The organism is Glaciimonas immobilis (genome assembly GCF_011947285.1).
Taxonomy (GTDB): Bacteria; Pseudomonadota; Gammaproteobacteria; order Burkholderiales; family Burkholderiaceae_D; genus Glaciimonas; species Glaciimonas immobilis.
In genome coordinates this window covers 313,766-326,414 of sequence record NZ_JAAOZT010000001.1, presented here as the reverse complement: position 1 = coordinate 326,414, position 12,649 = coordinate 313,766, and the positions used below count along the sequence as shown (strand labels likewise).

The window sequence follows — 12,649 nt, the reverse complement described above, 5'->3', positions numbered from 1 at the left end:
TGCGAATAAAAGCCTGCATATTTGCGGGCTTTTTTCTTTTATGCGGGCTTTTAGCACTTTGTTTGGGCCGGTATCAATATTGCAGACGGTTAAGGGAGGTCCCACCTAACCATGCGACGCAATATTTGGCGCCTTTTGCTATTTTTTATTTTCGATTCTGCGGGAGGGGATCAGCCCTACTTCAATTGCATACTTGAACAGGTCAATATCGCGAGCGACACCGATCTTTCGCATGGCACTGTTTTTCTGAGAACTGATCGTCTGCTTGCTGCGATGTAACTGGCCTGCGATTTCACTGATCGCCATTCCAGAAACGAACAATCGCAATACCTCCGATTCTCGCTGCGACAAAGCCAGCAATCCTTTGGCTTCGCCAAATACATTGAAGATGGCCTTGATCGTGGGAGAAAAAAATTCCCCCTTATCGCTGCCATGAGCAATATGCACCGCAGAGATAAGAAGACTTACGTCATCTGTTTTACTCACTATGCAACGTATCCCAGAAGACCGCAGCTGACCCAGAATCGCAGGATTGTCCATCATGGTCATCGCTACGATACGCACGGCAGGATACCGACGAAGAATAAATTCAAACATCGGAATGCCATCACCAAATTCACCCCCGGGCATTGTGTAGTCGCTTACCAGCACATCACATACCCCCCTATCCAACAGTTTAATTATTTCTGTCGAGTTGCACGCTGTCGCGACGACCTGCAAGTTAGTGGTAGTGATAATTGATTTAATTCCTGCGAGCACCGAAGGATGATCATCAGCAAGAATAACTTTGATTGTTTGTGCGTCCATTGATTACCTTAAAAGTTGCGTGATTAAGTAAGCGCCGGACGAAGAAATAGCGCTACACGCGAAATGTATAAATGTCGACCGAAACGGAATAGCCCGAGCTGAAATTATGCTCAAATGCTCACCAAAAAAGAACCCGAATTCGGGAGGCCTTACGCGTCAGTCCAGAACGCGGGTGAATGAAATCCTGAGATAGGCAAGCCTTTAAGAATAACGGCGCGACGCAAAAATAACTACGAGAAGACTCCTCGAAAGATATAAGAATTATTCCTGTATTAATACAGAAAATTCTGCAGCGAAGAAGAATTACTCCATCCCATGTCGCCTTATTAAAGCGCTAGTACAGCTAAAAAAGTCGCCCCGAACGCGCCTGCCAATCCTGGCGACGCAGACAGTATGCGCGTACCCGGCTGAGCACCCAGCGAAAAAGACACAACACATATGGAGACTAATTGTGAACCAGCAAGTCTGGACCGCCGCAAACGCGTCTTGGCAAAGGGCTTGTCAGCCTTGCGGGACGCAGATATTTGCTTAAGTCTTAGCCATAAAGGAACCCAAATTCTGGATCCCCCAGGTGTTAGTCTTTGATGCAGATGTTGGCATCCGGAGAGAAGCAAACCATTCATAATAATGGCGCGAAGTAAAAATAACGACTAGGAGACGCCAAAAAACCAGAAGAAAACGCCCCCGTTAATGTAGAAAAATTGGCACCCCAAAATTCAGCAATGGATGTCCGCGTCATCCCCAAGTTACTGATATTAATCAAGATAATTTCCAATTCAAGCCCAACTATTATCGTAAAAACGATAATATTCAAGTGGAAATACGATTACCTATATCGGTACACTGACGGGATGGATACAAATGGAAGAACAGCGTTCGGAGCGCGGCTAGTGCAGGCCAGAAAGCACGCAAAGCTCACGCAGGTGCAGGCAGCTAAAGGCGTCCAAATGGCGCAGGGCACATTGGCACAGCTGGAAATAGGAGGCAAGGGGTCATCCTACACCGTTCAGTTGGCTGAATTATATGGCGTGAGTGCAAATTGGCTAGCAAGTAATAAGGGCAAGATGATAAGCGGGGGCGGGGGGACGCCTCGATCAATGACCGCACAAAAGTTGGTCTCCCCGAAAAAAAATAACGACTTGGAAAATGTGATCAAACTCCTTACGCTATTCATTAGTGCCACCGCGCAAGACAAGCAACATATTATGGACGCTGCGGAGCAGATCAAACACCTCAGAGGTGACGCCTCTAATGACGAGACTACATAGCGGCTTTGCGTGAGGCCGACCTTATGCGTCTAGAGAATAAGGGCATACCTAAAAGATACTTTCCCCCAGGACAAAATCCTTATAAAATCAAGGCTTACACAAAAAATTATATTGGCGGCAGATTGTCAAAATATAGACAGTCAGCTGCCTTTTTTTATTCTTAAATGATAAAAATTCAAGCAGTTACCCAGCGATTTGCTGGGAGCAACGGTCCTGTGGATGCAGTGCGCAATGTTGATTTAACGATTAATAAGGGCGAGATTTTTGGGATTATTGGTCGTAGCGGTGCGGGGAAAAGTACGCTGGTGCGTACGCTGAACCTCCTCAATCGCCCTACTTCGGGCAAAATTATCGTCGATGGCAAAGACCTGACTGCCCTCAACGCGCCCGAGTTACGTGCTGCACGGCGAGAGATCGGGATGATATTTCAGCACTTTAATTTACTGTCATCACGTACCGTGTACGACAATATTGCGTTACCTCTGGAACTGTCCGGACTATCCAAAACCGAGATCAGCAAAAAAGTGACGCCGTTGCTGGAACTGGTCGGCTTAACCGCGCTTAAAGATCGTTACCCCGCGCACATCAGCGGTGGTCAAAAACAGCGCGTCGGCATTGCCCGGGCGCTTGCCAATGCCCCAAAAGTATTGCTGTCGGACGAGGCCACCTCTGCACTCGATCCAGAAACTACGCGCTCGATTCTGGAACTACTGCGCAAGATTAATCAGGAACTTGGTCTGACAATCGTACTGATTACGCATCAGATGGAAGTCATCAAGATGATTTGCGACCGTATGGCGGTCATGGAGGCGGGTAAAGTGATTGAGTCCGGTCAGGTGATCGATATCTTCCGCTCGCCTAAACATCCGGTCACACGCGCCATGATAGGCGATGTGATTGCGCAGGATTTGCCCGCCGGCGTGTTGCAGCGTTTGCGCACCCGCCTGGCGCGTAGCGATGTGACCGGCGGTACCGACCATTTATTCCGACTGGCATTTACCGGCGATAGCGTGGATCAGCCATTGCTGTCGGAAGTTGTGCGTAAATTTAATCTGGATTTCAGTATCCTGCATGGTCAAATCGATGAAATTCAGGGTCAGGCTTTTGGTTCACTGGCAATTTTAGCCAACGGCAGCAGCGACAACATCGCCGCAGCCATGACTTATTTAAGCGCCCAGGGCGTTACAGTGGAGGAACTCAATCATGTCATCTGAAATGCTTAATCTATTTCTCTCATCCTTCGGCGAGACGCTGATGATGGTCGGCATCTCGGGCATTTTGGGCGCGATACTGGGGATTCCGTTAGGGATCGCGCTGCACCTGACTGGACGCGATGGTGTGCTGCCAAATCTGGCCTTTAACCGCATCGCGGGCTTGATTGTCAACGCGGTGCGTTCGACGCCTTTTATCATTTTGCTGGTCGCGGTGATCCCATTTACGCGTTTTTTTGTCGGCACCTCCATTGGCACCGCCGCAGCCATTGTTCCGTTGACGCTGGCTTCGGCCCCGTTCGTCGCACGACTGGTTGAAACGGCGCTGCGCGAGGTTGACCGCGGACTGATCGAAGCGGCGCAAGCGATGGGCGCGTCCACCTGGCAAATCGTCTACAAGGTACTGGTCCCGGAAGCGTTCGCCGGTATTATCGCGGGATTGACCATTACTTTTGTCAGTCTGGTTGGTTACTCAGCGATGGCTGGTGCCATCGGCGGCGGTGGACTGGGCGACCTTGGGATTCGCTACGGCTACCAGCGGTTTTTACCAGAGGTAATGCTCGCCGTTGTGTTGATTTTGATTGTGTTTGTGCAGCTGGTACAAACGCTCGGTGATATTCTTGTGCGCCGTTTAAGTCATAAATGATGCATTTAACCTAACGGTAGTGTCGTAACTATCAAACGTGCGAAATCCGCATCAACTATTAATAAAATCTGGGTGCAAAATACTATCACCACCCGATGCAAGTAAGTCTCTGACAAAATCAGCGTCTCCCACCTCCATTTACAAAAGGAAAAAAGAATGAACCGTCGTCAATTAGTCCAATTTTTTGCTGGCTTGAGCGTTATCGCCAGCTTGGTATCGGCTCCCGTTCTGGCGCAGGACAAAGTGATCAAGATCGGCGCGACCGGCGGTCCGCACGCAGAAATCCTCGAAGTCGTTAAAAAAATTGCTGCCAAAGATGGTCTGAATATTCAAATCGTTGAATTCAGCGATTACGTCCAGCCTAATGCTGCCTTAGCTGCTGGTGATCTGGATGCCAACAGCTATCAACATCTGCCGTATCTGGAAGCGCAAGTGAAGGACCGCAGTTATAAATTGACCAGCGTCGGTTACACCATCACGTTCCCAATGGGTCTGTATTCCAAAAAGATCAAGTCGCCAAAAGACCTGAAAATTGGTGCACGTATCGGTATTCCTAACGATCCGACCAATGGTGGCCGTGCTTTGCTATTACTGCAAGCGCAAGGACTGCTGAAACTGAAAGCCGGTGCCGGGCTGCAAGCGACGCCCCTTGATATTGCTGACAATCCGAAAAAACTAAAAATCGTTGAGATCGATGCCGCGCAGTTGCCGCGCTCGCTAGATGATCTGGATGCAGCCGCCATCAACGGCAATTTCGCAGAAAAAGCAGGCCTCAGCCCGACTAAAGATGGCATTGCTATCGAAGCTGCGCGTGGCCCTTATGCCAACGTGATCGCGGTGCGTACTGAAGACAAAGATAAGCCGTGGGTTGCCAAGTTACTCAAGGCTTACCATAGCGCCGAAGTGAAGCAATACGTTTTGGCGCAATACAAGAGTTCCGTTATTCCATCCTGGTAAGCAGTACGCTTTAGCGCTGGCGAAGGTTACGTGGCACGCTCACATAATCTTCGCCATCAGGATGCCATGACGACGTTAATCGTCAGTAAGACAGTAACAATCACTCCACCTGTAGTTTCTTAGTTGTCTGCGGCATATCCACCATGACTGCCGTTCCGGGAGCTGTACAACCGGTATCGCAACACTTACCGGGCTGTTTGTTTGCAGTAATCGCCCGCCCCGGTTCTTCCACTAAACCGCGATCAAGCAATCGCTCAACCATTTCGACTTTGCTGCCGATGGGATAATTGCGATAAATTTCCTGTTTCATTGCTGCTGGCGATCCGCCACCATGCAGGCTAATGACCGAATACCAACCGCCTTGATAGGACGCCGTTAAATCCTCGATAAAGCGCGCAGTCTGTATCCGCTTCTCGTATGGCACGTCCGGATTAGCCCGCAACACGTCGGCAAGCGATGCGGCAGTGGCTGGGTTATGGTCCTCGTCAGGCCCCGGCAACGCCACGATTAATCCTCCCGAAACGTAATGCGCGATACGATGCATATCGTAAATTTGCGTGGATAACAGCAGTTTGCCGATATTGGAAAATACTGGGTCTGGTACGAAACTGTTCGATCCCGGATCTAGCTTTGCATATACCGACGCCGCCACGCCGCACGCGTAAAATCCTTCGGTAATCTTGATCAGCTCCACCATTTGCTCGCGCAGATGATTTTCTTTACCGGGATCAAAACCGTTGGCTTCGCACATCAATGCCCCTGCACCGATTAGCAAATCACCAAAACCCGCACGCGCGCCGATACAACTGTGCCGGTGATGCGTGGCGTAGTTGTAGGTCATGTAACCGGAATGTTCCCATTCGCCTGCGTAAAATACCCGCTCCCACGGAACGAAAACCTTATCAAAAATCACCACGCCGGTAGATTGTCCAAACTTATTGCTGAATAGCGCGGCTTTCTCGCCCGGACGACCGGCGGGACGGGCCACGATCGTCAATCCGGGCGCGTCGCACGGGACCGCGCAACAGACGGCGAATTCCGCATCTTGCTCGGACATATTCCGACATGGCATGACCAAAAATTCGTGCATGTAGGGCGCGCCCGTGACGATCGCTTTGGTGCCGGAAATAACGATCCCTTTTGCGGTGCGCTCGACAATATGCACGTAACTATCGGGGTTGGCTTGCTCATGCGGCTTCTTGCTGCGGTCGCCTTTGGCGTCCGTCATCGCAATCCCAAGCGACAAGTCCCGGTCCTGCACCTCATGCAGATAGTTGAGAAAATTCTGACCGTACGTCGTACCTTTATCCGCATCGATCCGATGCGTAACCTGATAGATCGCGTTGAGCGCGTCATGCGCCAGATAGCGCTGCGCGCAGCCGGTCTCCTGGCACAGCAATCGCACCGCTTCAAGTTTGTTCAGCAGATCGCCGCTACTGGTATTGATGTGCAACATGCGGTTCACCTGCTTGCCCGAGGTTTGCTGGGTGGCGAGCATGATAGGTGAGTATTTTTCTTCCAAGGCATAGTCGTAGGTCACGCCCAGCGCGTTAATGCCCGGCAGAAATGCCGCTTCGTCGGCGACCGACTCCACCTTCCGACCATTGACGTACACGGTAGGTTTATAACTGCGCAGCGATTCGCGGTACTCCGAAGAGGACATTAACATAGGATTTCTTTCATTTTTGAATAATGATCATTAATATGAACGTTGTTCATTTTAAAGTCAAGCATTCACAAAATGACCTTTCACGTGGTAAAGTTCTTGCATGAACAAGCCCACAAACCTCAAACCATTGCCTATAGTAACGGTTGCAACGATCGCAAATCCAATTCCACATCCAATTGATACCGGTGCAGTTGACGCGTCACCAGCTGCCCTCGTGATCGTGTCAGAAAAACCGGACAAAGCCAGCACCGTCCGTCTCCGCGCTGTCAACGATCTAAAGCGCCAGATGATTCTGCAAGCTGCAAGGCGGGTGTTTGAAAAGGATGGCTTGTTGAAGGCGAATGTCCGCGCCATTGCCAGCGAGGCGGGTTATACCGCGAGCGCGATCTACAATCATTATGAAAACAAAGAAGAAATATACGGTGACCTGCTAAAACAATCGCTGGAAGAACTCAACTCAGCGGTACATGAAGGTCACCCGCATGACCTGCCAGCCGCCGAACGGGTCGCGCACGATGCCATGGCGTTCTATGATTTTTACCTAAAAAATCCAAGAGAACTCGATCTGGGATTTTATTTTTTCCAGGAAATGAAACCGCTCGGCCTTACTCCTGTACTCAACGCGCATCTGAATCAACGCTTGCAAGATGCGCTCAGCGGGGTCACGGCTGGACTTGAGGAATTGGGGTGTGCGGACACTTTGGCGGCCAGAGAAACTACCGCCCTATTCGGCCACTGTGTCGGCTTGCTACTGCTAACCCACACCGGACGCATCCGCATGTTTGGTCAGGATGGGCGCGAATTATTTGCGATGTATGTCGAGGGGTTGATTAGGCGAGCGGCGCATTAAAACCGAAACGTTACTCGAACTCAAGTATCAAAACAGATCATCTTATAAGTCAAGGCGGCCTGCATCGCTGCACCCGTTTTTTGTTTCACTGCTAGTAAAACCGCCACAATCCTTTTCATATCGTGCGGCAGTCACCTGAAAGAACAGGTTGGCCGCCTCCCGATTCATCGGCAAACAACCAGTTTCGTCAACGATTAGCAGGCGATATGTCTTGATTGCGCGGTGCATTACGGTCTTCAAATTGTTTTGTTTGCACTTTTACTTCGAATGACGATCTCAGGTTATAGCCGATAGCGCACAAAACCGTATTGAGTTAAACATATTCCAAAGGGCAAAGACTGTAAAAACTCGGCTCCAGCAGGCAGGTTCATTGGCTAGCATTGGGCGCAATAAGGTGTCACTAACTCCGGCGAGCAAGCATAGCTTGCTGGTACGAAACAAGTATGTTCCGGCTTAGTCTAGGTCAGATCTTAAAAGAAAGTACTTCATGCGCATGCACGATGGCTGCTGCGACTTCTTCTGCGGTGGTGCGCTTGCACATCGCTTGCTCACGGATCATTCGATAAGCCTCTTCCTTACTAATACCACGCTGCTGACACAAGATGTCCTGCGCATTGCTGATCAGCCGAATGGCGCCCAGCTTTTCTTCGAGGCGGATGACACGGCGACGTAGCTTTTTTACCTCGTTCGTAGTTTCTCTAACCAACACTAGCGCACTTAGTATCCCCAAGGAACGAATTGGGGCGCCAATCACCCCTTTGGCACCAATGCGCAGCACCGCTTCAATGATCGTGGGATTCTCGTAGGCCACAACCGCCACGACCGGCGGTGCATCCTCTGCCCTGCACCACTCGAAGTTGTGGTGGATCATGTCAGGATTTACCGCGATAAACACGATGTCAGTTTTTGGCGGCGGTTGCAAGAGTGGCGGCCAGAAGGCTTGGACCTGGCACCCGATGCGTTCAATCTGCTTGGTCAGGCTTTCTCCGTCGTGGTCATGCGGATGAAAAATGCAAACTTGAAGCGCACGCAAGTCCTTCATGATTTGCGGTACCGCAGAAAGCGCCGGAGCACTTGCCCTTATCTGATCGCGATCAGGGATCATTGGACGTCCAGTGAATCAAGCGATATCGTCCAGTCTCCTGTTGAGTGCGTGACTAGATAAGGGTCAGGTGTTACCGGCCGATTGGATTCACGCACGATGGTGAACTGCCCGCTGAGGTTGGCGCGGCCAATGCGCGGATAGAGGCAGGCGTGATGATTAGATGGTTCAATGCGAACTCGCCCTTGAGGGGCGTCATATTCGGCGCCAAGAAGGTGGGGCATCAATGCGTCGATGTCATCGCTTCCAGATTGCCTCATCGCGTTTGCGAAAAGGTGCACTTGGAAATATGCGGCTTCCCAACATGCATTGGGCACGACCTCGCCATTAAAGCGCTTTTGAAAACGTTCCAGACAGGCACGGTTGACGGGCGAGTTGATCGACTGGAAATAGGGTGCCGAGGTAAAATGACCAGCTGCGATATCCGCGCCCATTTGGGCCACTTCAACTTCACTGGTGGTGAGGCTACCGATAGGTTGGCTTTTTGGATCTAATCCAGCTTCTGCATATGCTCTGTACAAATGCTGCGTGGCGTTGCCAACTACTGTCGAAAAAATAAAATCCGGGCGTTTAGCCTTGATGTCGGCGACGATAGGAAGAAAGTCTTTTTCGGTAGCATTCAACGGCACATAAGTTTTACCGAGAATTTCGCCGCCTTGTTTTTGCATCACAAGATCCGTCATGATACGGTTGGACTCATACGGATAAATATAATCCGATCCCACAAGATAGACCCGCGCACCGAAGTTGGACATCATGAAATCGGCCAACTGCACGCTATTTTGATTCGGCGCGGCGCCGGTATAGATGATGTTGTTGGAGAACTCAAACCCTTCATAAAAGGTGGCATAAAACAGGATACAGTTGCGACGCTCGACTACCGGTATGACGGCCTTTCGCGTACTCGACATGTAACAGCCGAAAATAACCTTCACACCATCCTCGGACACAAGGCGTTCTGCCAGGCTGCGGTAAATGGACGGAGTAGATTGAGGGTCATAGATGATCGGAATTATTTCCCTTCCATTGATGCCTCCTGCCTGGTTAATCTCTTCGATGGCCAATAAGGTGCCGAGCCGTTGTGACGATTCAATTTGCGACGTAACGCCTGTTTCCGAGTATAAAACGCCTACATGGATGGGACGATGCTCTGCCATTCTGGTTTTCCTTTTTAGTCATGTCCGTGCGGCTGGGCGGCCCGGACGAAAGATATGTAAATTCAGGAGTTGATAAATCAAGCCCCTCACCTTGCAGCTACCTTTGCAAGCGCCTGGCTAACCTGAAACGGCAACGAAATGGCATTATCAACAATCTGGAAGTTCCAGGCGCCAAAAATGGTGCGCACATAACTGTCCGCACGCTTGTCCAGCGTCAGGCAAAATGTATCAATGCCGCGGATGTTCAGGCCAGCCACAGCATGCCTTGCATCCTCAACGAGGTAAGCTTTGTCAACCACATCAATATCGGATGGCTCGCCATCGGTCACTACAAGCAAAACCTTTTTTTCTGCATGGTCTGCCGCCAGACGGGCACCTGCGTGGCGCAGGGCCGCGCCCATCCGGGTGGATAGCGCTCCGCGCTGTTGACGCAGATAATGCCGTTGAACATCGCCGTAGGGTTGATCGAAGTCTTTGATATGAGTGTAACGTACGTTACTGCGGCCATTCGAAGCAAAGCCACCAATCGCAAACCGATCGTAGCCGGGATCAATGGCGACGGCAAGGATATCGGCCGCCTGCTTCTCCAGATCGAGCACCGACGTGAAGCTGCCACCAATGCGATCGTTGGTTGACTCCGACAGATCAAGTAACAGTAAAACAGTCAGGTGGCGTCGACGCCTTCCAGCACGCTGAAAAACTCGCGGGTCCGGCATGATTCTTCCGCGGAAACTAATCCGGCTTTCGATAGCTGCATCTATATCAAGTTCTTCGCCTTCGTGTTGCCGGCGTAGTCGCAATCCCCTGTCAAGCAGGTGCACTTTAGATCCAAATGTCGAGTGCCTACTGACCGCGCGCTCTGCGCTCTGGCTGGTCTGGTGTTGCACTGCCCGCGGCACAGGCACATCAATCACAGTCACCCAGTTCTCGCGTAACATTTCGGTACGATAATCCCATTCAGGATAGTGCACTCGTTGCTCATCGCTGGACATTACCGGAGAGATACGCGCAACTTCGTCGGCTTGCGTTTCATCGGGAACGATCTGCATGGTATTGCGGGCAAGGATCTCATCATCCAGCGCCTCCTGACTTTCAGATCCAAAATCCCAGAGCACCGTATTATCGTCCCGGTAAGCAGGTTCTGGGGAATATTGCTGCGCAACAAATCGTACCCGCATCTGCCCCAGGTCATTGGCAAGGATGCTGCCCACTTCGTTAAATGCGGCTAGGTCATGCAGACGGCCGGCGCATTGTTCGAACAGTTCCCTGCCCTTGTTGACCCAATGGTTGGGATCCTCGTAACAGGGGTCATGGATTGCGCGCGCCAGGCGCGCAGTCAGTGAGCCAACGGTCAAGTCGTTTTTTGCACCCGTTGCTGTATGAAACTTCCCCCACAGCGCATAGAGTCCGGGGTACTGCTGACCCATTATCCGTTCCACGCGTGCATCTTCAATCAGGGATAGCACGGCAAGAAGCAGCGGCTTGCGTTTATTGGCTGTCTGATGCAGAACCGAATGCCGCAAGTGTGCAATCGCGTGAGCGGTGGCTGCGGCGTAGATGGCACCCTCCAGTGCACCTTCCAGGGCGAGGTAATGCTCGGGCAATAGCAATACTTGGTCGCTGATGACCGGGCGTCCTGGCAATGCGTCCAAGGTCTGCTGTTTGCGCGGCCTGACCTCCATCTCCGCCAGGCCAAAGCCGGCCAAGAAATATTGCAGACTCGTCCGCACACCAGCAAGGGAGGCCCCATCCGATTCCGCGCGCAAGCTACTCACCGCGATCGGATCTTCCAGGCGAAAATACCCGCCAAGCCGCACGCCATCATCAGGATAAAGCCGCATGCCCGTCAATATCCACCTGCGCAAACCAGACACATTTAGCCGGTCCAGCAGATAAACGAGAGAGCCTGTTAAACACGGCAGCTGGCCCCGGGCACTGAGCGCGACTTCTTCGCATAGCGATATCATCGCCTCAAGGGTTGCCGCGTCTCGCACAACACGCTGCAAGGCTGGCAACGCTTGCAATAGCGATTCATGACCTGGCGGTTCGATTTGCCGAATCCGTTCCAGACGCTCGGTCAGCGCTGCGGAAATGCCGGTGGTTTCATCCGTGATCACTGTCTTGCCTTAAGGGCCAAAGTAGGCGGTCACAAAGCCATCCAGCGCGCGCTGGATGTCCACATCATCAGTTATTGGCCGGGTCATCGCGAGGCCACAGGCCGCATGGGGGGAAATGCCATCACGTATCAACGCTCCCGCATGGATCAGCATGCGCGTCGAAATTCCCTCTTCCAGTCCGCGGCCGCGCAATCCACGCGAACAGGATGCAATCCCAACGAGCTTGGCGGCAATGTCGTCGCCGACGCCGCTTTCATGGCAGACAATGTTACTTTCAACTGCTGCATCGGGATAGTGAAAGTCAAGGGCGCCAAAGCGCTGCTTGGTGGACTGTTTCAGATCTTTGGTTACGCTTTGGTAGCCGGGGTTATAGGACACCACCAGTTGAAAATCGGGATGGGCATGGATGAGCTCGCCACGCTTATCGAGCGGAAGAATGCGGCGGTCGTCCGTCAAGGGGTGAATGATGACGGTCGTATCCTGGCGGGCTTCAACAACTTCGTCGAGGTAGCATATGGCACCGTATCGTGCAGCCAGAGTGAGAGGTCCGTCATGCCAAACTGTGCCGTCGGCATCAAGCAGAAAGCGGCCAACGAGGTCGGACGCCGTCATGTCTTCATTACACGCCAAAGTGATCAGGGGCTTTTGCAGCTTCCATGCGATATATTCCATGAAGCGCGTTTTGCCGCACCCCGTCGGTCCCTTCAGAATCATGGGCATGCGCAGCCTGTAAGCCGCCATGAATAAATCGACTTCGCCCCCCGTTGGCTGGTAGTAGGGCTCATCCTTAATCAAATACGCGTTTATGTTCTCGATCATTTAATACCTCAGTGCTTAATGCATCTGGCCGCGCCAGGCCAGATGC

At 51.7% G+C, this 12,649-nt stretch carries 12 protein-coding genes; 5 read left to right on the top strand and 7 right to left on the bottom strand.

Annotated elements, in window-relative coordinates:
• Nucleotides 1-138: 138 nt before the first annotated feature.
• Nucleotides 139-807: a response regulator gene (locus tag HAV38_RS01440; RefSeq protein WP_168051687.1), complete on the bottom strand. Its 669-nt coding sequence runs from the start codon at nucleotides 805-807 to the stop codon at nucleotides 139-141.
• 851 nt (nucleotides 808-1,658) lie between these two features.
• Between HAV38_RS01440 and HAV38_RS01435 the strand changes: the two genes are divergently transcribed.
• The 4 genes from HAV38_RS01435 (at nucleotide 1,659) to HAV38_RS01420 (ending at nucleotide 4,889) form a co-directional block, all read left to right on the top strand.
• A complete protein-coding gene (locus HAV38_RS01435; RefSeq protein WP_168051685.1) occupies nucleotides 1,659-2,075 on the top strand; it encodes a helix-turn-helix domain-containing protein in 417 nt (138 codons plus the stop codon).
• Nucleotides 2,076-2,239: 164 nt separating this feature from the next.
• Nucleotides 2,240-3,289: a methionine ABC transporter ATP-binding protein gene (locus tag HAV38_RS01430; RefSeq protein WP_168051683.1), complete on the top strand. Its 1,050-nt coding sequence runs from the start codon at nucleotides 2,240-2,242 to the stop codon at nucleotides 3,287-3,289.
• On the top strand, nucleotides 3,279-3,932 hold the full coding sequence (locus tag HAV38_RS01425; RefSeq protein WP_168051681.1) for a methionine ABC transporter permease: 654 nt from the start codon (nucleotides 3,279-3,281) through the stop codon (nucleotides 3,930-3,932). Before HAV38_RS01430 ends, HAV38_RS01425 begins: the two co-directional genes overlap by 11 nt.
• A gap of 156 nt (nucleotides 3,933-4,088) precedes the next feature.
• Nucleotides 4,089-4,889, top strand: coding sequence for a MetQ/NlpA family ABC transporter substrate-binding protein (locus HAV38_RS01420; protein WP_168051679.1), 801 nt, complete (start codon nucleotides 4,089-4,091; stop codon nucleotides 4,887-4,889).
• A 100-nt stretch (nucleotides 4,890-4,989) separates the two neighbouring features.
• Here HAV38_RS01420 and HAV38_RS01415 read toward each other — a convergent pair whose 3' ends face one another.
• Complete coding sequence (locus tag HAV38_RS01415) at nucleotides 4,990-6,558, bottom strand: 4-hydroxyphenylacetate 3-hydroxylase family protein (RefSeq protein WP_168051677.1); 1,569 nt, start codon at nucleotides 6,556-6,558, stop codon at nucleotides 4,990-4,992.
• 100 nt (nucleotides 6,559-6,658) lie between these two features.
• On the opposite strand from HAV38_RS01415, the gene HAV38_RS01410 reads away from it, so the two are divergent.
• A complete protein-coding gene (locus tag HAV38_RS01410; protein WP_184013412.1) occupies nucleotides 6,659-7,408 on the top strand; it encodes a TetR/AcrR family transcriptional regulator in 750 nt (249 codons plus the stop codon).
• 42 nt (nucleotides 7,409-7,450) lie between these two features.
• On the opposite strand, the gene HAV38_RS22055 is transcribed toward HAV38_RS01410, so the two are convergent.
• The 5 genes from HAV38_RS22055 to HAV38_RS01385 form a co-directional block, all read right to left on the bottom strand.
• Nucleotides 7,451-7,648, bottom strand: coding sequence for an ATP-binding protein (locus HAV38_RS22055; RefSeq protein ID WP_483413856.1), 198 nt, complete (start codon nucleotides 7,646-7,648; stop codon nucleotides 7,451-7,453).
• Between the two features lie 223 nt (nucleotides 7,649-7,871).
• Nucleotides 7,872-8,513, bottom strand: a complete 642-nt coding sequence (locus tag HAV38_RS01400; RefSeq protein WP_168051675.1) for an ANTAR domain-containing response regulator — start codon at nucleotides 8,511-8,513, stop codon at nucleotides 7,872-7,874.
• A complete protein-coding gene (locus HAV38_RS01395; protein ID WP_168051673.1) occupies nucleotides 8,510-9,667 on the bottom strand; it encodes a transporter substrate-binding domain-containing protein in 1,158 nt (385 codons plus the stop codon). The genes HAV38_RS01400 and HAV38_RS01395 overlap by 4 nt, the downstream gene beginning before the upstream one ends.
• Nucleotides 9,668-9,753: 86 nt before the next feature.
• On the bottom strand, nucleotides 9,754-11,784 hold the full coding sequence (locus HAV38_RS01390; protein ID WP_168051671.1) for a nitric oxide reductase activation protein NorD: 2,031 nt from the start codon (nucleotides 11,782-11,784) through the stop codon (nucleotides 9,754-9,756).
• A gap of 9 nt (nucleotides 11,785-11,793) precedes the next feature.
• Entirely contained in the window at nucleotides 11,794-12,603 is an 810-nt protein-coding gene (locus HAV38_RS01385) for a CbbQ/NirQ/NorQ/GpvN family protein (RefSeq protein WP_168051669.1), read from the bottom strand.
• Nucleotides 12,604-12,649: the final 46 nt, after the last annotated feature.

Coding starts and splice junctions, on each gene's coding strand:
- HAV38_RS01415 (WP_168051677.1), bottom strand. CDS start 6,558: ATGTTAATGTCCTCTTCGGAGTACCGCGAATCGCTGCGCAGTTATAAA.
- HAV38_RS01420 (WP_168051679.1), top strand. CDS start 4,089: ATGAACCGTCGTCAATTAGTCCAATTTTTTGCTGGCTTGAGCGTTATC.
- HAV38_RS01430 (WP_168051683.1), top strand. CDS start 2,240: ATGATAAAAATTCAAGCAGTTACCCAGCGATTTGCTGGGAGCAACGGT.
- HAV38_RS01385 (WP_168051669.1), bottom strand. CDS start 12,603: ATGATCGAGAACATAAACGCGTATTTGATTAAGGATGAGCCCTACTAC.
- HAV38_RS01440 (WP_168051687.1), bottom strand. CDS start 807: ATGGACGCACAAACAATCAAAGTTATTCTTGCTGATGATCATCCTTCG.
- HAV38_RS01395 (WP_168051673.1), bottom strand. CDS start 9,667: ATGGCAGAGCATCGTCCCATCCATGTAGGCGTTTTATACTCGGAAACA.
- HAV38_RS01425 (WP_168051681.1), top strand. CDS start 3,279: ATGTCATCTGAAATGCTTAATCTATTTCTCTCATCCTTCGGCGAGACG.
- HAV38_RS01410 (WP_184013412.1), top strand. CDS start 6,659: ATGAACAAGCCCACAAACCTCAAACCATTGCCTATAGTAACGGTTGCA.
- HAV38_RS01435 (WP_168051685.1), top strand. CDS start 1,659: ATGGATACAAATGGAAGAACAGCGTTCGGAGCGCGGCTAGTGCAGGCC.
- HAV38_RS01400 (WP_168051675.1), bottom strand. CDS start 8,513: ATGATCCCTGATCGCGATCAGATAAGGGCAAGTGCTCCGGCGCTTTCT.